This window comes from Mycobacteroides sp. LB1 (assembly GCF_013449725.1).
Lineage (GTDB): Bacteria > Actinomycetota > Actinomycetes > Mycobacteriales > Mycobacteriaceae > Mycobacterium.
Genome location: NZ_JACCFF010000003.1, coordinates 255831 through 274405, shown reverse-complemented (window position 1 = coordinate 274405; position 18575 = coordinate 255831). Strand labels below are relative to the sequence as shown.

Below are 18575 nucleotides of genomic sequence, written 5' to 3'. Positions count from 1 at the left end.
CGTGCGATTAGGTCAGCGTGAGTGTAGGGAAGCCCTCGCCCGCGCGCGCAAGACCTGATCTAAACTAGAACACGTTCCAGTTTTCTGGCGTACGATTTCCTTCTCATACCCGCCCGACCGATCGATTCCCACCACCCACCCAAGGAATGGCCATGCATACCCCCATCTGCGACGAGCTCGGCATCGAGTTCCCGATTTTCGCCTTCACGCACTGTCGCGACGTCGTCGTCGCGGTGAGCAAGGCCGGTGGCTTCGGCGTGCTGGGCGCCGTCGGATTCACCCCCGAGCAGCTCGAGATCGAGCTCAATTGGATCGACGAGCACATCGGTGACCACTCCTATGGCGTCGACATCGTCATCCCCAACAAATACGAGGGCATGGACGCGAACATGCCGGCCGAGGAGCTCACCAGGATGCTCCAGTCGATGGTGCCGCAGGAGCACCTGGACTTCGGCCGCAAGCTCCTCGCCGACCACGGCGTTCCGATGGAGGAGGGCAATGACAACGCCCTGCAGCTGCTGGGCTGGACCGAGGCCACCGCCACCCCGCAGGTGGAGATCGCGCTCAAGCACCCCAAGATGACGCTCATCGCCAATGCACTCGGCACGCCTCCGGCCGACATGATCCAGCAGATCCACGATGCAGGTCGCAAGGTCGCCGCATTGTGCGGCTCGGCCAAGCAGGCCCGCAAGCATGCCGACGCCGGAGTGGACATCATCATCGCCCAGGGCGGCGAGGCCGGCGGCCACTGCGGTGATGTGGGCTCTATCGTGCTGTGGCCGGAGGTCGTCAAGGCCGTCGCCCCTGTACCCGTGCTGGCCGCAGGCGGAATCGGCAGTGGCGCCCAGGTCGCGGCGGCGCTCGCGTTAGGCGCGCAGGGAGCCTGGACCGGTTCGCAGTGGCTGATGGTCGAGGAGGCGCACACCACGTCGGTCCAGCAGGAGACTTACGCCAAGGCGGGCAGCCGCGACACCGTACGCAGCCGCTCGTTCACGGGTAAACCCGCACGCATGCTGCGCAACGACTGGACCGTGGCGTGGGAGACCGAAGGCAACCCGGAACCGCTTGGAATGCCGTTGCAGTACATGGTTTCCGGGATGGCCGTCGCGGCGACTAACAAGTACCCGGATCAGAGCATCGATGTCGCCTTCAATCCGATCGGCCAGGTTGTCGGCCAGTTCACCAAGGTCGAGAAGTCGTCCGCCGTTATCGGGCGCTGGGTGCAGGAGTACCTGGAGGCCACCAATACGCTCAACGAGCTCAATGAGGCTGCCTCGGTGTAACAGCTAGCGGCCTGGGCCAATCTCCTACTGGCCCAGGCCGTTTTGCATCGTATTCGCCAACACGTTCACCGCGAGACTCCCGTTCCCGGGCTGGCAGACCTTGGCCTGCAGCAGCACGTTCTCGCGCCTGCGCGTCTGATTGAAGCAGCGACGGTCCACACCCGCTTCTTCCTTGACCCATGCGGCGTCAGCAGCGCCAATCGCACCACCGTTGAACGTCCACACTTCGCGTCGTCCGTCGTTCAGGATCATCGTCGCCGTCTGCCCGGAACATCCCTGCGTACGGTCCACCACCCGGTGGAACGCGCGGTCCGCCGCATCGTTGTTGGCGAACACACCGATCGATTGCTTCACCAAGTGCGTTGTGTCCGAGGCTGAATCTTGCGTCGCCGCACCCCGGAAGGCCGCCAGATCCGGATCGGCGTACACCTCGTCGAGCCCGATATCAGACCAGTTGTTGCATTCCGGAACATCCACCGAGAATGCCTGGAACGGGGCCGTGAATTCACTATGCGAACCCAGCTGCGCGCCAATGATATTGCTGACTGACCCGCGCGCGAGGACGGCGTAGTTCACCACACCCGGATCGGAGGGACGGGCGTCCGCCGCGGGGGCGAGCGCGAGACCCAGCACCACCGCCGATACGGCCGAAACGGGAATCAGCGCCCGCATCAGATGCGCGCCTTAACCGCCACCTCGATGTTGCCGCGGGTGGCGTTCGAGTATGGACACACCTCGTGGGCCTGCTCCAGCAAGTCGTCGGCCACCTCCTGGGACAACCCCGGCAGGTACCCGTCCAGCTCCGCAGACAGATCGAAGCCACCCTCCGGTGTCTTGGAGATGCTCACCTTGGCGGTGATCGATGTCGCGGGGTCCAGCGCTACCTTCGCCATCCGGGCGACAAGATTGAGCGCGCTCAGGAAGCACGCTGAATATCCGGCCGCGAACAACTGCTCGGGATTGGTGCCTTCCCCATTGCCACCCATCGACTTTGGGATTCGGGTGTCGAGATCGATACGGTCGTCGGACGATCGAACGTGCCCGTCACGGCCTCCACCGGTCGACGTCGCTTCTGCTGTGTAGAGGGCCTCATTCGACATAGGACGAGCATACGGAAGGCGCTGGTCCCCGAATGAGGTTCTTACCTCAGCGGCCCGTTGATCACGAAGTAGGCGCCGACGGCAATCAGTGCGAACCCGACGAAGTGGTTGAGCGTGAGCTTCTCGCCCAAGTACCAGACCGCGAAACCGAGGAACACCGTCAAGGTGATGACCTCTTGCATCGCCTTGAGCTCGGTCCCCGAGTACACGTCGCTGCCAAGGCGATTAGCCGGGACCGCAAGGCAGTACTCGAAGAACGCGATACCCCAGCTGACAAGTACCACCACCCAGAGCGGGTGATCCTTGAACTTGAGATGCCCATACCAGGCGAAGGTCATGAAGATGTTCGAGCAGATGAGCAGCACTGGCGGCAACACCCGGGCGGTGATCATGTCCACATTCTGTAGATCTTCCCTGTCAACCGCTCACAACCACTAACCTGCTGCGCATGGGCAGCGCCGCACTGCAGGACCGATACATCCAAAGCTGTCTCGGTGGACTGCACCTGCAGATCGGCGGTGAGGGGCCGCCCATCGTCTTCTGGCCCAGCCTGCTGATGTCGGGTTCCATGTGGGCCGACCAGGCACGGTACTTCGCCTCCCACCACACCGTGATCCTCGTCGACCCGCCCGGCCACGGTGACAGCCAGGCACTCAGCCGGATGTTCCGTTTCGAGGATTGCGCGCACAGCGTCGAGCAGATACTCGACTGCCTCGATATCGAGCGGGCACACGTGGTCGGCAATTCCTGGGGCGGAATGATCGGAGGAACCTTCGCGGCGCTGTATCCGCACCGAGCGGGAGCCTCCGTACTGATGAACGCCACGGCCTCGCGTGCGGGCAAGCGGCAGATGATCGAGTTCCGGCTGCTGGCCGAAATCGTCAGACTCCTCGGACGGTTTCGTGAACCGCTCACCAGCCGCGCCGTCCAGGCCTTCATCGGGCCGAGTACCGCACGTGAACGTCCGGAGGTTGAGCACACCATCCGGGAGGCGATAGGCCGACTCAACGTCGATTCGGTGTATTGGGCGGTCAACAGCGTGGTTCCGGCGCGGCCCGACCAACGCGAGCTGTTCGGTCACATCACCGCACCGATCCTGGTTGTCGCGGGCCGCGAGGATCCGACCTTCCCCGTCGCGGAGACACAGCTCATGGCGGACGCGATTCCCGGCGCCGAGTTCGTGGTCATGGAGAACACCGGACATCTGGCCGGGTTGGAGCGGCCCGACGAGGTGAATGCCCTGATCGACGAGTTCCTGAAACGGCACCCGCTGGACGGCTAACCGGAAGCGCTCGCGACGAGTCGGAGCGCGAAGACGATCATCACCGGCAGGGCGACGAACGACAATGCCGATTCAGCGATCACAACGGATCCGACCAGCACGACGACCATCAAACACAACGCGCTTGCCATGCTGAGCACCACACAGAAACTGATCAGCTTCGATCTCCCCAAGCTCGCCGACAGCGCCCTACCGGAGCGTCGAGGGACCGTGAGCACCAGCCATATCGGCAGCGCGATCACTGCGGCCGCCAACAGCCCCCCAATTACCCGCGCGGGAATGGGCAGCTGCTGGTTCCCGTACCGCGTGGCGACCGCGGCGGACGCGCCGAGGACCACCAACGCCAGAAAATTCAGCGGGTTCATCACGCTGACAAGCCTGTTGAACACCTCGGAAACCCCGGCACGCACATCCTCGGCCCGCCGGATGTCCATGCCGGCCAAATCCAGGTAGGCCCGCAGCGCGCTCGACAGCCGCCACCGACGCGACTGCGCCATGCCCACGTTTTCCATCGCGTGGGCGTTATCTGGGTCGGCACGCAGCGCCAATCGGAATTCCTTTAATGCCTTACCTTTCCAACTTCGCATACCGATAATTTGGCCGCGCAGATTACGATAGGAAGAGTCGTCTGGAGCAATGCGCAGTGCCTCGTCAATGGCACCCAGCGCCGCGTTCTTGCGCCGCGCGGCGTACAGCGCGACCGCCAGCATGTAGTGACTGGACGCTTGATTCGGGCGGGTCTGCACCAAGCGCCAGGCCGCCTCGATGGCGGGCGTCTTGTTCCAGCCGCGGATCAGCACCGAAATGCGGATCCGCTGCGCCTGGCTGTTACCGGGATCGGTACGTAATGCGTTGTCCGCATACCACATTGCCCCGGGGTAGTGACCCGCCTTCAGATCCAGGTACGCGCCGGTGGCCAACAGATCGGAATCATCGGGCCACCTCGCCAGGGCCTCCGCAAGACTTGCGCGAGCGGAATCGTACTTGCGCACCCCGATCAACTCCTCGATCATCAACGCGCGGGCCAGCGGTGTATCGCCGGCCGATGTCATCGAGATCGCTTACGACGCAGATACTTTGCCAGCTCATCGTAGGCCCCGTCCGAGTTGGAAAACTCGACGACATTGCGCGCGGTATCGAACCATCCCCCGGCACTGGGGCCCACTTGTGCGATCGCTGTGTCCACATCCGCCATCCGCACCGGCCGCACCTGACCACTGCTGATCGAGTCGGCCATAGCGAATTGTGTTGCCGTGTGGCAGATATGTGCGAGATCGGCCCCCGAGCGACCGTCCGTGCGCTTGGCGATCGCATTGAGGTTTATACCCTCCAGCGGCCGATCCCGCAGGTGATACTTGACGATGGCGACACGCGCCTCCTCGTCAGGCAATGCCACCAGGATCATTCGGTCGAAACGACCCGGCCGGCGCAGCGCGGCGTCCACATCCCAGGGGTGGTTGGTGGCGCCTAGGACGTACAGTCCCTCATTGCTCTCCGTCGCCGGGTCCAGCTCGGCCAGCAGCTGATTCACCAAGGGCCGCAAGCCCGAGCCTCCCGAGAGCTGCGAACGGCGATGCCCCAGTGCGTCGAGCTCGTCGAAGAACAGCACGCATGGCGTGTTCCGCCGTGCGGTATCGAAGATCTCGTGCAGTCGCTGCTCACTCTGCCCGAACAGCGGATGCATCACATCGGAGATACCGATGGGATAGAAGTTGGCACCCAACTCGCCGGCGACGGCTCGCGCCAGGAACGTCTTACCGCACCCCGGCGGGCCGTAGAGCAGCAGGCCGCCCCGTGCCGAGATACCGAATGCCTTGACCAGCTCGGGGTTACGCAGCGGCCCAAACAGAGAGAGATCCAGCTGCCGTTTCACATCAGCCATCCCGCCGACGTCGGCGAGACGGGTATCGGACTTCTCCAGTGCGCCCACGTCGTCCGGTCCCAGCGGCTCGGGCTCGTCCTCCACGAATGCAGGCCGGACGATATCGGACACCTGTTCCTCCGCGGCCGACCAGTCGAAGTTCCCGGCGGGAGCAGCCGGTTCGGCGGGCGGGGTGTTTAGGCCGGCCGAGCACTCGACGAGTAGCCGCAGTGCCTTGGCATCTCCCGGTACCTGCTGCAACGCGACGGTGCAGTGATTGAGCGCCTCGGCAAAGCGTCGGCTCTGCACCAACAGCTCGATGACCCTCAGCCGCAGCGCGAGAACATCAGGACTCGCCTCCACGGCAGAAAGCATCTCGGCGAGCACGGCATCGTCAGCCACGAGGTCCCTCCCAGTGATGATTGGCGCTTAGTGGCGATGACCGTCGAAGCTTTTCGCCTTGCGCATGTCCGCGATGGACCCTTCATGATCTCCGAGCTCGCGGCGAAGGACGGCGCGCATCGACAGCGCGTCGGGAAAGTCCGGGTTGATGTCGAGCGCTTCATCGATGGCAGTCAGCGCCTCGTTGGGCTTCTGCGCGCCACGCAGCGCCCACGCGTGGGTGTAGTGATTGATCGCGTCATGGCTGCCGTATCGCACCGCGGAGAGCGCACAGTCAATCGCATCGAAATGCCGTCCCATGCTGCCTAGGCAGTACGCCAGGATTCGCCAGGACAGCGAACTTTTGTGCTCCAGCTCCAACGCATCGTTTGCCAGACGTAATGCCTCGCTATCGTCTCCGGACGCTAAAGCCTCGCTCGCGCGGGTTGCCAACTCCTCAGCGTCCACAGAAACGAAGGTACGCGAAACCTCATCACCGGCTACCCACTCACCGGCAGCCATATCGATCAAGGTTCCGCTAGCAATCATCGTTGGCCATCCTAACCAGCCGCCACTCGCACATCGACAACTCTGGTAACAACGGTACGTTAGTTAGCCCACATCGGCGCGCAACGGATTCACCGCGAACTCGATCACACGATAGGGAGCGCGGTCACGCGAGTCGGTGTTCCACTGGCTGACGTAAATACTGAGCCGATCCAGCGTGGAGTCCGGTCCGATGTACCCGCCATATGGCTGCGCCAACGTGTTATCCCAGGACTCGGGTAGCTCGTCGGCGATCGACGGCCAGGCCCCCGCAGCCACCACAGTGGTCGGGGGCACCGCACCGAGCCGAGTCGGATTGTCGGCAACCCGCACCTCGACATTGCCCGTGGTCTGGTTGAAGTAGGACAGCACGGCCTGCCCGTCGACCATCTTCATGCTCATCTCGCCGAGATGGTCGTTGAACAACGGCGTCACGGCACCACCCCAAGCCCACTTACCCTTCGCATCCGCGCCCCATCCCTGCCACGTCGCGCGGTCGGTAAAGGTGTCTGGCTTGGCCCGGTACAGCACCGCGGGCAGGGAGCGATCGAATGCATCGCTGACGATGTAGACCCAGCCCTTTGGCGAATCGGGAGTCCACAGTGGGTCGTAGTAGCCGCTGATCTGTGTCTGCTGGCCACCCACATAATCGCCTGGGCGTATCGATCCCGGCACGGTCGGCCATCCGGCACGGAAGGCATCGGGTTTCACGAGCCGCGTCGACTGCGGGATCAGGTTCTTGGTGACGGCGACGAACAGCCAGTTGGTCCCGTTGATATCGACGACGCCGGCCGGCAGTTGCGAGAATCCTGGCGGCGTCGGGTCTTCCAGCAGCGGACGGTCGGTACCCAGGACACCGGTGTGACGCACCCCGGATGTTTCGTCGACCGTTTCGGTGTCGACGCGCAGCGCCACCGGGGAGTACCAGCCGCCGTATCCCACCCCCTGGCCCGCGAAGCTGTCACCGCAGACCTGCAGCATGCCGCCGGTGAAGACCATGAACTCGCACAGGTCGGTCGCGCCCAGGTTGTATTCGGAGGTGGCGGTGCCAGTCCCCGCGACGGGACCCACACGCACCACCTCCCCGGGATCCAGCGGCGGTGAAGCGGGTCGCAATGGGTCGGCCAATGCCACCGGGGTGTAAGCCAATTCGAAGATCACCAGCGCAATCGCAGTCAGCCGGGCCGTGCTGCCCCTGACACGCCGCACGCCACTTCTCCCATCCGACGCCGCGGCGCCACCGACTATCCCTGCACAGGGTAGCCAGTGGCGCCGGAGGCTTGGATCGCTACGGACTCAGATCAGGGCCGCGGCACTGTCGTCGCTGATGGTGCGGGCGGTTGCGGCTGGCCGGGCCGATCCTGGCGCGCTGGGGAGTCCGGCGGCCCGAAGGGCTGGCCGCGCTCGATGATGACCGGCCCGCCGGGCGGAAACATCGGCGACTGCCCGCCGCGGTCGAACATCATGTGCCGCCCACCGTGCTCGCCGGGCCCGCCCGGGCCACCATGATGGCCGCACTGAGATCCTGCGAGCACCCCAAGGCCGAAGGTCACACCGAGGATCACGAATGCGCCCGCCACGATGCCGACAACGGCGGCAATCTTCACCAGCAGGGTGTTACTCGCCGAACGCGGCGCAGGTGCCTGCGGTACAGACACCGGACTAGTGGGTGTATCGGGTTTGTCTGGAGTTGTCATGCCCCGAGCATGGCCGAATCACCCTGGCTTCGCCCGTGGAAAACCCGTGAAGTTCCTGTGCATTGCCCACAGCTCTTCACGCGAGCGCTCATCGTTAGCCCGCGACGAGCAGTTCGGCGATCTGAATCGTGTTGAGTGCGGCACCCTTCCGAAGATTATCTCCGGAGATGAACAGCGCCAGACCGCGATTGCCCGGGACGCCCGGGTCCTGGCGGATCCGGCCCACCAGCGAGTCATTGGCACCTGCGGCCGCCAACGGCGTCGGCACGTCTGCCAGCGTGACTCCAGCCGCCCCGGCGAGCAATTCCTTGGCCCGCGCCGCGGTCAGTTCACGCTCGAATTCGGCGTTGATCGAGAGCGAGTGCCCGGTGAACACCGGCACCCGCACACACGTCCCGCTCACCAAAAGCTCTGGGATGCCGAGGATCTTGCGACTCTCGTGGCGTAGCTTCTGATCCTCATCGGTCTCACCGGAGCCGTCGTCGACCAACGAGCCGGCCAGCGGGATCACGTTGAAGGCAATGGGTGCAACGTATTTGACCGGATCTGGGAATTTGACCGCGGAGCCGTCGTGCACCAGCTGCTCGGCATCGCCGATACCGGCACGCACCTGAGTGGCCAACTCTTCGACGCCGGCCAGCCCGCTGCCCGACACCGCCTGATAGGTCGACACGATCAGCCGCTGCAGCCCGGCATCGTCATGAAGCACCTTGAGCACCGGCATCGCGGCCATGGTGGTGCAATTCGGGTTGGCGATAATGCCTTTGGGGAGTTTCACCCCGCGGACCTCGCGGTCGAAGTTGACCTCCGAAACCACCAGCGGCACATCCGGATCCTTGCGCCAGGCCGAGGAATTGTCGATGACGGTAACTCCCGCTGCGGCGAAACGCGGAGCCTGCACCCGAGACATGGTGGCGCCGGCGGAGAACAGTGCAATATCGAGCCCGGACGGGTCGGCGGTCTCGGTGTTCTCGACCTCGATCTCCTGGCCACGGAACGTCAGCTTCTTACCCTCGGAGCGGGCCGAGGCGAAGAATCGCACCGAGGATGCGGGAAAGTTGCGCTCTTCCAATAGCTTCCGCATGACGGCACCGACCTGGCCGGTGGCGCCGACAACACCAATCGACGTCATCGGCCAGTACCCCCGTAAACAGTCGCCGCTTCGTCGCTTCCAAGTTCGAAGGCCTCGTGGATGGCCTGCACTGCGACATCGAGTTCAGTGTCCTTGACCAGCACCGAAATCCGGATCTCCGAGGTCGAGATGAGCTCGATATTCACGCCGGCCTTGGCCAGCGCCTCACAGAAGGTGGCGGTGACCCCCGGGTGGCTGCGCATACCCGCACCCACCAACGACACCTTGCCGATGTGATCGTCGTAGAGCACCTGCGAGAACCCGATTTCGTTCTTCAAGGAATCCAGCTTCTCCACCGCGGTGGGGCCGCTCTCCTTGGGGCAGGTGAAGGTTATGTCGGTCTTGCCGTCCTCCACCTTGGAGATGTTCTGCAGCACCATGTCGATGTTGATCTCGGCGTCGGCGACAGCACGGAAAACCTTGGCGGCGTATCCCGGAACGTCGGGGATGCCGACGACGGTGACCTTCGCCTCACCACGGTCGTGTGCGACGCCGGTGAGAATCGCTTCTTCCACAGGAATGTCCTCCATTGATCCGCTGACGATCGTGCCCGGTTTGTCGGTGTACGACGAGCGCACGTGAACCGGGACGTTGTACCGCCGGGCGTACTCCACGCAGCGCAGCATGAGCACCTTCGCCCCGGCCGCCGCCATCTCCAGCATTTCCTCGAAACTGACCGTGTCCAGCCGGGCGGCATTTGGCACGATCCGCGGGTCGGCGGTGAAAACCCCGTCCACGTCGGTGTAGATCTCGCAGACATCCGCCTTGAGCGCGGCCGCCAGGGCCACCGCCGTGGTGTCGGACCCGCCGCGGCCGAGGGTGGTGACGTCCTTGCTGTCCTGGCTCACACCTTGGAACCCGGCGACCAACACCACCTGGCCCTCGTCGAGGGCTGCGCGCACCCGTCCCGGGGTGACATCGATGATCTTGGCGCTGCCGTGCCTGCCGGTGGTAATAACGCCGGCCTGGGAACCGGTGAACGAGCGAGCCGATGCTCCGAGGGAGTGAATGGCCATCGCGACCAGGGCATTGGACATCCGCTCACCCGCGGTGAGCAGCATGTCCAGCTCACGTGGCGGAGGTGCCGGGCAGACCTGTTGGGCCAGGTCAAGCAGCTCGTCGGTGGTGTCACCCATGGCCGAGACGACAACGACGACGTCGTTGCCGTTCTTTTTCGTCTCGACGATGCGTTCGGCCACCCTGCGGATGCGTTCGGCCGTTGCGACCGACGATCCGCCGTACTTTTGGACGACGAGCGCCACGGCATACCTTCCTGCTGTTCGGCCAGGGTCGGGGAGATCCAGTCATCAGGATAAGGGGTTACGGCAACTCGATAACCTGGCCCGTATGGGCAACTCGATCGAACGTACCGCCATCACCTCGGTTCCGATCCAGCCGCTGATCGCCTCGCGCTGGAGTCCGCGGCATTTCGATCCCGGTGCAAGTCTGGCTCCCGAGATCCTGACGGCCCTGCTCGAAGCGGGTCGCTGGGCCGCTAGTTGGGGTAAGCGCTTCCCCGTCAGATACATCGTGGGTCTGCGCGGTGACGCCACCTACGAAGCGCTGACTGAGCTGCTCAATCGAGGAAACTCTTACGCAAAAGTTGCGGCAGCACTCGTCCTGGTGAGCACCGACCTGGGTGATGACGACAACACCGCTGTGTATGCGGCAGTTGATGCCGGGCTGGCGATCGCCCAGCTGGGTGTGGAGGCGCGCTCCCACGGTCTGCATACCCATCCGATGGCGGGTTTCCGTGTGGACGATGCACCCGGCGTGTTCAATATCCCCGAGAGCGTGCGGCCCATCGCCGTCGTCGCGATCGGCCCGGTCCTCGATGATTACGCCGATGCCGACGAGTCGACCGTCGAACGCGATCACGCTCCCCGGCAGCGCCCCGCGCTGAGCGATATCGCCTTCATCGAACGTTGGGGCAATAGCTTCGTCGGCTAGTTCGGGAGCGCGGACACACCTTCACCGGTGAGCCGATCCCGGACCACTGCACCGCGGCCTGACATCAGGAGCAGCAGAGCCGAGACCGGTCCCTCGACAACAGCGCCGGATCCCTCGGCCCAATCGGTATCGGTCGCGACAAGCCGGTGTTTCGCGAACCGCTTTTTCGCTCCGAACAGCTGGTCTCGATCCCACACCCGGGCGGCCGCCGCCCGGGCCGCGGGAACAGGAATATCCCGCTGCCACCCAAGCGGTATCGCGATGTCCTGACCGTGCACCAGGTGATCCATGAGCCGGTCGACCGGCCGCACCCCAGGGGGCTTTCGCCTGGAGCCCGCGCTGGCCCGTAGCGATGCCAGCAGTTCAGTCGGCGAGGCCGATCCGGCTCGTACCCCGGTCGTGGCGATGAAGCGATTCAGGTCGCCGCGCGCTCTGATCACATCGACGAGTGTGCGCGGCAGCGAGAACTCGCTCGCGAACAACAGGTGTCCCACCACGTCGCGGACACGCCACTCGCCGCATAACGATTGCCGGTCCCAATCCTGCACGGGCATCGCCGCCAACTGATCGGCAAGGTTCACGCGTTCGTCGTCGATGGCCTGCCAGATCTCGTCGGTGTCCACCTCGTCATTGTGTCGCGGCTCAGAGTCAATCGAACGAACCGCGGAAGATCTGTACCGCCTTGTCGATCATCGCGCGGGTAGGTCCGCAGTCGCGGTCCTTCATCGCGAAGCCGAGCACCTCGATGAAGACCCGCTCCGGGGTGCCGTCCTCCTGCACGGCTCCCCCGGGGACGTCCCGGGCGTACAGCGGTTTACCTAAACGCACCATGCTGGTGCACGCTGTGATGGAGCCATTGTGGTCCTCGCCGTGGAAGTACTCGATGCCGTCACGGACATCTTCACGCAGCCTCGATGGCGGGTCGACTCCCGCCCTGAAAGTCAGCTCATACTGTGTTTTGCTGTCTTGCAACGAAAACCGGCACGAGAACGGCTCCCCCAAGAACGGGGCCTTCAGCTCGCGCATCCGGCCCCGATACTCATCGAGAATCTCGCACGGATCACGCTCGGCCATCTTGATCGGGTAGGCACCCAGTGCGTCTCGCATGGGCATGTCAGCCGGGTTCATCTTGACCAGCACGTCGATAACCGGTTTCGCCATATTGCAGTTCCTACTCAAGGCACTCCGCGCACCGTCGACGACCACGACGCGGAGCACGGGCACGCGCGGCCCCGTCAACTTCGGCGCATTCGGGAGCTTGGCCAAGGCGATCGGAAACTCGAACGCGCACGTGTTCGGCGTGTGGTAAACCGGCGTTTCCCCCACCATGAATTCGGGCTTCTCCAACGACAAGTCACCCAACACCAAGGACAATCCGACGCTCGAGGGGTTGGCCGTGCCCGCTACCTTGATGGAGCCAAAGCAACCGCCCACATCGCCCGAAATGTATGTCGGTGCTCCAATCTCCTTCAACGCCAGCACAAGTCCACACGGATCGATCCGCCGTAGCGCCCGCATGTACGCCAGCATGGTGACCTCACCCTCGGTGAGGGTTTGGCCGTACGTGGGCACATCACCGGCGAACAACGCCTGGCCGGTGGGCGCAGGCAGGCGTCCTGTCGCGGAGCCGGAAACAACTTGCGCGCACCCCGCAATCGCCAGCAAGGTAACGAGACACAGTGCTATCGAGCGGAGTTCGCGAATAGCTGCACCGCCTTGTCCAGAAGCTCACGCATCTGCCCACAATCCGACCGCTCCTCGCCGCTGAAGGCTCCGACCGTGACCGCGGGATAGTACGGATCTTCGTCTTCCTGTCTCGCACCACCACCGATATCCTTTGGGTACAACGGATTTCCGATCAGCGCCACCGCGTGGCATCCCACATCGCTGTTCGGATCGTCATTGTGGAAGTACCTGACACCGTTGTGCTCGGTCTCTTCGTAATACTCCTCAGGCAGGTTGCCGCCGCTACTCAGCAGGTTCAGCGAGTAATCGATACCGGCGTCATGGAGCGAGAAGTCGCAGCCGAACGGATCCCCCAGCAGGTCCACCGAGACCTTGTGCGCCTGCCCGGGATATTCGCGCAGGATCTCGCACGGATCGCGTTCGGCGAGCTTGATCGGATAGGCACTCAACGCCGAACGGGGCTGCAGACCCGAGGGGAGCCGCTTGGCGATTCCGGTGACGACTTGCCTACTAAGACCACATTCCGGGTCGGGTGCGTTCTCCGAAGTCTCGTCGTACAGGCTCACCGAAAGCATGGGCTGCAATTCGGGGTCCTTGGTCGCACCGGGCAAGCGTTCCAACATCAGAGGCAGCTGGTACTCGCACTCGTCCTCGAGGTCGTACACGGGGATGTCACCGACACGGAACGACTCGTCGTATCCGCTCATGTCCTGCAGGAAGTATCGGTAATCCACTGCCGTCAGTCCCGGTGCGCCTGCGACCTTGATGGTGGCCGTACACGCCTGGAAGTCTCCGAGGAGCTGAGCCGGGTCACCGAACTCCTTGAGACCGGCGACGAATCCGCACGGATCGACGCGCCGCAGCGCCCGCGCATAGGTCAGCGTTCTCTTCTCGCGCTCATTGATTTTCTGGCCGTAGTCCGACAGGTCACCCTCGAAGAGGGAGTCCGCCCCGGGCGCCGGCTCACCGCCCCGAGCCTGCCCGGTGACAGTGCGCGTGCAGCCGGTGGAGACCAGCAGAATCGCCAGCGCTGCCGCCCCCCGCCGTACCCACATGCTCTGCGAGCTTGCCAGATGATCGGGCTTCCCGCGGCTGGTAGAGTCCCGTCTATGCAGCGGACGCTCCTCCTCCGACGCCGCGACAGGGTCTGATCCAGACCGGCCTCCTGTCGCGGGTTGTTGGTATGCCGGTCGAGATATCCCTCAAACTCCCGGAGCCATCCCATGACCAGCTTTTCCGCAGCGCCCTCCTTCGACGAGGGCGAGTCGCCCAACTTCTCTGATCTGTCCAAAGACGCGTACGCCTACTCGCCTCGCACCATCGTCACCCCCAATGGCCGCACGCCGGCAGATCAGCCGGTGTGGAACACCCAGAAGAACAGTTCGATGCCGGTGCACCGGTACCGCTCCTTCACCGACGAGGTGGAAAGGATCGACCTGCCGGATCGCACCTGGCCCGACAAGGTGATCACCCGGGCGCCGCTGTGGGGCGCCGTCGACCTGCGCGACGGCAACCAGGCGCTGATCGATCCGATGAGCCCCGCCCGCAAGCGGAGGATGTTCGATCTACAGATCCGCATGGGCTTCAAGGAAATCGAGGTCGGGTTCCCCTCGGCAAGCCAGACCGATTTCGACTTCGTCCGCGAGCTGATCGCCGAGAACGCAATCCCGGAGGACGTCACCATCCAGGTGCTGACCCAGTGCCGTCCCGAGCTGATCGAGCGGACGTTCCTGGCCTGCGAAGGCGCGGCGCGGGTGATCGTGCACTTCTACAACTCGACGTCAATCCTGCAGCGGCGCGTGGTTTTTCGGGGCGACCGGGAGACGATCAAGAAGATCGCCACTGACGGTGCACGCAAGTCCGTCGAGGAGGCGGCCAAATACCCGGACACACATTGGCGTTTCCAGTACTCCCCCGAGTCATACACCGGAACAGAGCTGGCATACGCGGTGGAGGTATGCAACGCCGTGGGCGACATCATCGCACCGACTCCGGAGAACCCGATCATCTTCAATCTGCCGGCCACCGTCGAGATGACCACCCCGAATGTGTACGCCGACTCCATCGAGTGGATGAGCCGCAACTTGGCGCGTCGCGACTCGGTGATCCTGAGCCTGCACCCGCATAACGACCGCGGAACAGCTGTCGCGGCAGCGGAATTGGGCTTCCAGGCCGGCGCCGACCGCATCGAAGGCTGCCTGTTTGGCAACGGCGAACGCACCGGAAACGTATGCCTGGTGACCCTGGGCCTGAACCTGTTCAGCCGGGGCGTCGACCCGCAGATCGACTTCTCGAATATCGACGAGATCCGCCACACCGTCGAATACTGCAACCAGCTGAAGGTCCCCGAGCGGCATCCGTATGGCGGCGATCTGGTCTACACAGCGTTCTCCGGCAGCCATCAGGACGCCATCAACAAGGGCCTGGACCAGATGAAGGTGGATGCGGACGCCGCGGACTCCGATGTCGACGACATCCTGTGGCAGGTGCCGTACCTGCCGATCGACCCCAAGGACGTCGGCCGCAACTACGAGGCCGTGATCCGGGTCAACTCGCAATCCGGCAAGGGCGGCGTCGCCTACATCATGAAGTCCGATCACGGGTTGGTGCTGCCACGCCGTCTGCAGATCGAGTTCGCGCAGTCGATCCAGAAGATCACCGACGGCGAGGGCGGCGAGGTGAACCCCAAGGACATCTGGGATGTCTTCGCCGAGGAGTACCTGGCGCCGATCACTCCGCTGGAGCGGATACGCCAGAAGGTAACCGCCTCCGAAGAGGACGGTGGTACGGATTCCATTGCGGCCGTGGTGAAGATCAGCGGCAAGGAAACCGAGATCACCGGGGCCGGCAACGGCCCACTCGCCGCGTTCGTCGATGCACTGTCCGCTGTGGGCTACACCGTCAACGTGCTGGACTACTCCGAGCACGCCATGAGCGCCGGCGACGACGCACAGGCCGCCGCGTATGTGGAGGCCATGGTAGTTGGGCCCGACGGCGGTGAGGCACAGACATTTTGGGGTGTCGGTATCGCGCCGTCGATCACCACCGCCTCCTTGCGGGCAGTGGTGTCGGCGGTCAACCGCGCCGCGCGCGGCTAGCGCGTCCCGTACCTCCGGCGGAACTTCTCGACCTGACCGGCGGTGTCGACGATCCGGCGGTCTCCCGTCCAGAACGGATGGGAGTCCGCCGTCACCTCAGCGGTGATCAGCGGATACTCCTGACCCTCGAACTCGACGGTGCGGGTGCTCGTTGCCGTCGAGCGGGTCAGGAACATCTTTCCGGTGGTGGTGTCCTGGAAGACGACGGGGTGATAGTCGGGGTGTATTCCTGTTTTCATCGCTGACTCCTATTCGCAGTTGAATTCGCCGTTGTAGAGGAATGCCTCGACGCTCAGCTCGGACATGTGCTCGCACGGGTCCTCATGCCAATCGCCAAATGGGTCATAGAACTCGTCCCACCTTGCGGGGTTTGCCATTTCGTCATTGGTGAGCAGCGCGCCGCGTAGCGCATCCAGCACCTCGGCGCGGTCGGCACCGCATACCAGCACCGTCATCGCGGTATGCCGGTCCCCGAACCGGTAGTCCCACATGAGGTCGGCGAATGCCCGTCGTTCGGGATCGGCCTGCCCCACCTCGACTGAATCCATTGCCGCAAGCCATTTTCCGGCAGCCGAGACTCTGAGCCCACCACCCGCCGATTCCAGCCACATCGCTTGCTCGGCCTGGGTTGCCAGCCACAGCCGACCCCGGGTGCGGATCACACCGTCGAGCAGTAAGTCGATCGCGGCATGCAACCGTTCCGGGTGGAAGGGCCTGCGCGCGTTGAATTCCACCAGCCCGACGCGACCATCGACCACCAGAGAGGGCTGGCCCGCGAGCAGAGCGCCATGTGGGTCATCCGCCCGCCCGCGCCGCGCATCGTTCTCCAGATGGTCAAGGGCTTGTTCGACACGACCGATGCGCGCGGTGATGCGTGCCCGCGGCACCAAACGTCGCAGCACCGAGAGCACCTCGGGTTCTGGGTTGCGTGCCACCAGGACATCGGCGAACTCGGCCTGGCCGATCACCACCTGCGCCAATGTCCGGCCGTCGTCGAGCTCGTCATCGCCGATCGCCTGTTCCAGCCAGTTCTCGGTGTCGATACACGAGACCAATGCGGCGATCTCCACATCGCGCGCCGCAGGCCCGTCGACAAATCCCGGCCCCACCCGAACGGGCACGCTGTTGATCGCCCAACAGATCGGATCGGCTTCCAGCCATGGCTCCAGGTGCAAAACGATCCGCCCGACGTCCTCCCGCCGATGCAGCTTCCTCAGCAGAATAAGTAGATCGTCGCGGACCGTGCACGAGACACAGCCATGGGCCAGCTCTAGAACGGTCACTTGTGGGTCCCGAGCACCTGCGCCACCCGTGACGGACCGCTTCACGATGTGCCCGTCGAACCGGTGCGTCACGACAACCGTCCCTGGGTCGCCGGACAAGACCTTGACGACCGCATCGGTATCGACCTGTCCTGCCACGAGTACCACCGGCGTGCGATGACGCACGTGTGGGAAGAGCGGCAAGTCCCGCATGTCATCTCCCTTTTGTGACCTTATTGCAAACGATTTTCATTACTGCGAGGTTCACGGTACAGTCCCAAACAGCACTTGTCGAAAACGATTCCCATTATCAATATGGGTACGAATGGAGGTCCGTTGTCCGCGCATTGCGAGGTGACCGGACGGTCACCGGGCTTCGGTAACGCGGTATCGCATTCGCACCGCCGCACCCGTCGCCGCTGGACGCCCAATATCCAGCTCAAGACCTATTACCTGCCCTCGGAGGACCGGCGCATCAAGCTCCGGGTGAGCACCAAGGGCATCAAGGTGATCGACCGCGACGGTATCGAGGCCGTGGTGGCACGGCTACGAGCACAAGGTCGGAAATTCTGATGGCGAGCAATGAGATCCGCCCCATCGTGAAACTGCGATCCACCGCGGGCACCGGATACACGTACGTCACCCGCAAGAACCGGCGCAATGATCCGGACCGGATGGTGCTTCGCAAGTACGACCCCGTGGTGCGCAAGCACGTGGATTTCCGAGAGGAGCGCTGAGATGGCCAAGAAGTCCAAGATCGCCAAGAACGAGCAGCGACGCGTCATCGTCGAGCGCTATGCCGAGCGACGCGCAGAACTCAAGGAGATCATCCGCCAACCGTCGAGCAGTCAGGAGCAACGCGTAGCCGCACAGGCCGAGCTGGCCCGCCAGCCGCGCGACGCCAGCGCGGTACGACTGCGCAATCGCGACGCGGTGGACGGCCGACCACGCGGCTACCTGCGCAAGTTTGGACTGTCCCGAGTGCGAGTTCGCGAGCTCGTGCACGATGGATCGCTACCCGGCGTCCGGAAAGCGAGCTGGTGATGGCTGCCAAGACCACACGCAATCGTCGCGCCAAGCTCGACGACACCAAGCCTGCCAAGCCGAATCTCTTTGCCAAGCTGGGTCTTTCGGCGGTCGACTACAAAGACACCAACACCCTGCGACTGTTCGTGTCCGAGCGCGGCAAGATCCGGTCGCGGCGGGTGACGGGTCTGACGGTGCAACAGCAGCGCCAGGTCGCCATTGCGATCAAGAACGCACGCGAGATGGCACTGCTGCCCTACGCCTAATCTCC

General features: G+C 63.9%; 23 protein-coding genes. 8 read left to right on the top strand and 15 right to left on the bottom strand.

Annotation, left to right across the window (positions count from 1 at the left end; genetic code table 11):
- The first annotated feature begins 152 nt into the window (after positions 1-152).
- Positions 153-1283, top strand: a complete 1131-nt coding sequence (locus MLB1_RS15005) for a nitronate monooxygenase family protein (RefSeq protein ID WP_180750622.1) — start codon at positions 153-155, stop codon at positions 1281-1283.
- A 24-nt stretch (positions 1284-1307) separates the two neighbouring features.
- Here MLB1_RS15005 and MLB1_RS15000 read toward each other — a convergent pair whose 3' ends face one another.
- From MLB1_RS15000 to MLB1_RS14990, 3 genes are read right to left on the bottom strand one after another with little or no spacing between them, the layout of a single operon-like run.
- The gene (locus MLB1_RS15000) at positions 1308-1955 is read right to left on the bottom strand and encodes a sensor domain-containing protein (RefSeq protein WP_180750621.1); all 648 of its coding nucleotides are present in this window, start codon (positions 1953-1955) and stop codon (positions 1308-1310) included.
- The gene (locus MLB1_RS14995; protein ID WP_180750620.1) at positions 1955-2383 is read right to left on the bottom strand and encodes an organic hydroperoxide resistance protein; all 429 of its coding nucleotides are present in this window, start codon (positions 2381-2383) and stop codon (positions 1955-1957) included. Before MLB1_RS14995 ends, MLB1_RS15000 begins: the two co-directional genes overlap by 1 nt.
- A 41-nt stretch (positions 2384-2424) precedes the next feature.
- Positions 2425-2775 (bottom strand): DMT family protein, encoded by a 351-nt coding sequence (locus MLB1_RS14990; RefSeq protein ID WP_180750619.1) that lies wholly within the window; start codon positions 2773-2775, stop codon positions 2425-2427.
- Between the two features lie 56 nt (positions 2776-2831).
- On the opposite strand from MLB1_RS14990, the gene MLB1_RS14985 reads away from it, so the two are divergent.
- Positions 2832-3665 carry an alpha/beta fold hydrolase gene (locus tag MLB1_RS14985; RefSeq protein ID WP_180750618.1) on the top strand — a complete coding sequence of 278 codons (834 nt, stop codon included), beginning with the start codon at positions 2832-2834 and terminating at the stop codon, positions 3663-3665.
- Here the strand turns inward: MLB1_RS14985 and MLB1_RS14980 are convergent.
- The 7 genes from MLB1_RS14980 to MLB1_RS14950 form a co-directional block, all read right to left on the bottom strand.
- On the bottom strand, positions 3662-4717 hold the full coding sequence (locus MLB1_RS14980; RefSeq protein WP_180750617.1) for a tetratricopeptide repeat protein: 1056 nt from the start codon (positions 4715-4717) through the stop codon (positions 3662-3664). The two genes, MLB1_RS14985 and MLB1_RS14980, sit on opposite strands and share 4 nt — an antisense overlap.
- The gene (locus MLB1_RS14975; RefSeq protein ID WP_180750616.1) at positions 4714-5928 is read right to left on the bottom strand and encodes an ATP-binding protein; all 1215 of its coding nucleotides are present in this window, start codon (positions 5926-5928) and stop codon (positions 4714-4716) included. Before MLB1_RS14975 ends, MLB1_RS14980 begins: the two co-directional genes overlap by 4 nt.
- Before the next feature lie 27 nt (positions 5929-5955).
- The gene (locus MLB1_RS14970) at positions 5956-6456 is read right to left on the bottom strand and encodes a tetratricopeptide repeat protein (RefSeq protein WP_180750615.1); all 501 of its coding nucleotides are present in this window, start codon (positions 6454-6456) and stop codon (positions 5956-5958) included.
- 63 nt (positions 6457-6519) lie between these two features.
- Positions 6520-7533: a DUF4185 domain-containing protein gene (locus tag MLB1_RS14965; protein WP_180750846.1), complete on the bottom strand. Its 1014-nt coding sequence runs from the start codon at positions 7531-7533 to the stop codon at positions 6520-6522.
- A 221-nt stretch (positions 7534-7754) separates the two neighbouring features.
- Complete coding sequence (locus tag MLB1_RS14960) at positions 7755-8150, bottom strand: hypothetical protein (RefSeq protein ID WP_180750614.1); 396 nt, start codon at positions 8148-8150, stop codon at positions 7755-7757.
- A 94-nt stretch (positions 8151-8244) separates the two neighbouring features.
- A complete protein-coding gene (locus tag MLB1_RS14955; RefSeq protein ID WP_180750613.1) occupies positions 8245-9282 on the bottom strand; it encodes an aspartate-semialdehyde dehydrogenase in 1038 nt (345 codons plus the stop codon).
- Positions 9279-10544 (bottom strand): aspartate kinase, encoded by a 1266-nt coding sequence (locus MLB1_RS14950; protein WP_180750612.1) that lies wholly within the window; start codon positions 10542-10544, stop codon positions 9279-9281. Before MLB1_RS14950 ends, MLB1_RS14955 begins: the two co-directional genes overlap by 4 nt.
- 85 nt (positions 10545-10629) lie before the next feature.
- Between MLB1_RS14950 and MLB1_RS14945 the strand changes: the two genes are divergently transcribed.
- Entirely contained in the window at positions 10630-11232 is a 603-nt protein-coding gene (locus MLB1_RS14945) for a nitroreductase family protein (RefSeq protein WP_180750611.1), read from the top strand.
- Here the strand turns inward: MLB1_RS14945 and MLB1_RS14940 are convergent.
- The 3 genes from MLB1_RS14940 to MLB1_RS14930 form a co-directional block, all read right to left on the bottom strand.
- Positions 11229-11855, bottom strand: coding sequence for a maleylpyruvate isomerase family mycothiol-dependent enzyme (locus MLB1_RS14940; protein ID WP_358146877.1), 627 nt, complete (start codon positions 11853-11855; stop codon positions 11229-11231). The two genes, MLB1_RS14945 and MLB1_RS14940, sit on opposite strands and share 4 nt — an antisense overlap.
- Positions 11856-11880: 25 nt before the next feature.
- Positions 11881-12762, bottom strand: a complete 882-nt coding sequence (locus MLB1_RS14935) for a hypothetical protein (protein ID WP_180750844.1) — start codon at positions 12760-12762, stop codon at positions 11881-11883.
- Between the two features lie 152 nt (positions 12763-12914).
- A complete protein-coding gene (locus tag MLB1_RS14930) occupies positions 12915-13973 on the bottom strand; it encodes a hypothetical protein (protein ID WP_180750610.1) in 1059 nt (352 codons plus the stop codon).
- 168 nt (positions 13974-14141) lie between these two features.
- Between MLB1_RS14930 and leuA the strand changes: the two genes are divergently transcribed.
- On the top strand, positions 14142-16016 hold the full coding sequence (gene leuA / locus MLB1_RS14925) for a 2-isopropylmalate synthase (RefSeq protein ID WP_255485956.1): 1875 nt from the start codon (positions 14142-14144) through the stop codon (positions 16014-16016).
- Here the strand turns inward: leuA and MLB1_RS14920 are convergent.
- Entirely contained in the window at positions 16013-16255 is a 243-nt protein-coding gene (locus MLB1_RS14920; protein WP_180750609.1) for a type B 50S ribosomal protein L31, read from the bottom strand. The genes leuA and MLB1_RS14920 overlap by 4 nt on opposite strands.
- 9 nt (positions 16256-16264) lie before the next feature.
- The gene (gene mrf / locus MLB1_RS14915; protein ID WP_180750608.1) at positions 16265-17491 is read right to left on the bottom strand and encodes a ribosome hibernation factor-recruiting GTPase MRF; all 1227 of its coding nucleotides are present in this window, start codon (positions 17489-17491) and stop codon (positions 16265-16267) included.
- A gap of 123 nt (positions 17492-17614) precedes the next feature.
- On the opposite strand from mrf, the gene rpmB reads away from it, so the two are divergent.
- From rpmB to rpsR, 4 genes are read left to right on the top strand one after another with little or no spacing between them, the layout of a single operon-like run.
- Complete coding sequence (gene rpmB, locus MLB1_RS14910; protein WP_180750842.1) at positions 17615-17851, top strand: 50S ribosomal protein L28; 237 nt, start codon at positions 17615-17617, stop codon at positions 17849-17851.
- Complete coding sequence (gene rpmG / locus MLB1_RS14905; protein WP_155941137.1) at positions 17851-18015, top strand: 50S ribosomal protein L33; 165 nt, start codon at positions 17851-17853, stop codon at positions 18013-18015. The genes rpmB and rpmG overlap by 1 nt, the downstream gene beginning before the upstream one ends.
- A gap of 1 nt (position 18016) precedes the next feature.
- The gene (gene rpsN, locus MLB1_RS14900) at positions 18017-18322 is read left to right on the top strand and encodes a 30S ribosomal protein S14 (RefSeq protein WP_180750607.1); all 306 of its coding nucleotides are present in this window, start codon (positions 18017-18019) and stop codon (positions 18320-18322) included.
- Complete coding sequence (gene rpsR, locus MLB1_RS14895) at positions 18322-18570, top strand: 30S ribosomal protein S18 (protein ID WP_180750606.1); 249 nt, start codon at positions 18322-18324, stop codon at positions 18568-18570. The genes rpsN and rpsR overlap by 1 nt, the downstream gene beginning before the upstream one ends.
- The last annotated feature ends 5 nt before the right edge of the window (positions 18571-18575 follow it).

Bases quoted from the DNA above. Each gene is read 5' to 3' on its own strand.
- MLB1_RS15005 (WP_180750622.1), top strand. From the start codon at position 153: ATGCATACCCCCATCTGCGACGAGCTCGGCATCGAGTTCCCGATTTTC.
- MLB1_RS15000 (WP_180750621.1), bottom strand. From the start codon at position 1,955: ATGCGGGCGCTGATTCCCGTTTCGGCCGTATCGGCGGTGGTGCTGGGT.
- MLB1_RS14995 (WP_180750620.1), bottom strand. From the start codon at position 2,383: ATGTCGAATGAGGCCCTCTACACAGCAGAAGCGACGTCGACCGGTGGA.
- MLB1_RS14990 (WP_180750619.1), bottom strand. From the start codon at position 2,775: ATGATCACCGCCCGGGTGTTGCCGCCAGTGCTGCTCATCTGCTCGAAC.
- MLB1_RS14985 (WP_180750618.1), top strand. From the start codon at position 2,832: ATGGGCAGCGCCGCACTGCAGGACCGATACATCCAAAGCTGTCTCGGT.
- MLB1_RS14980 (WP_180750617.1), bottom strand. From the start codon at position 4,717: ATGACATCGGCCGGCGATACACCGCTGGCCCGCGCGTTGATGATCGAG.
- MLB1_RS14970 (WP_180750615.1), bottom strand. From the start codon at position 6,456: ATGATTGCTAGCGGAACCTTGATCGATATGGCTGCCGGTGAGTGGGTA.
- MLB1_RS14960 (WP_180750614.1), bottom strand. From the start codon at position 8,150: ATGACAACTCCAGACAAACCCGATACACCCACTAGTCCGGTGTCTGTA.
- MLB1_RS14955 (WP_180750613.1), bottom strand. From the start codon at position 9,282: ATGACGTCGATTGGTGTTGTCGGCGCCACCGGCCAGGTCGGTGCCGTC.
- MLB1_RS14945 (WP_180750611.1), top strand. From the start codon at position 10,630: ATGGGCAACTCGATCGAACGTACCGCCATCACCTCGGTTCCGATCCAG.
- MLB1_RS14935 (WP_180750844.1), bottom strand. From the start codon at position 12,762: ATGCTGGCGTACATGCGGGCGCTACGGCGGATCGATCCGTGTGGACTT.
- MLB1_RS14930 (WP_180750610.1), bottom strand. From the start codon at position 13,973: ATGTGGGTACGGCGGGGGGCGGCAGCGCTGGCGATTCTGCTGGTCTCC.
- leuA (WP_255485956.1), top strand. From the start codon at position 14,142: ATGACCAGCTTTTCCGCAGCGCCCTCCTTCGACGAGGGCGAGTCGCCC.
- MLB1_RS14920 (WP_180750609.1), bottom strand. From the start codon at position 16,255: ATGAAAACAGGAATACACCCCGACTATCACCCCGTCGTCTTCCAGGAC.
- mrf (WP_180750608.1), bottom strand. From the start codon at position 17,491: ATGCGGGACTTGCCGCTCTTCCCACACGTGCGTCATCGCACGCCGGTG.
- rpmG (WP_155941137.1), top strand. From the start codon at position 17,851: ATGGCGAGCAATGAGATCCGCCCCATCGTGAAACTGCGATCCACCGCG.
- rpsN (WP_180750607.1), top strand. From the start codon at position 18,017: ATGGCCAAGAAGTCCAAGATCGCCAAGAACGAGCAGCGACGCGTCATC.
- rpsR (WP_180750606.1), top strand. From the start codon at position 18,322: ATGGCTGCCAAGACCACACGCAATCGTCGCGCCAAGCTCGACGACACC.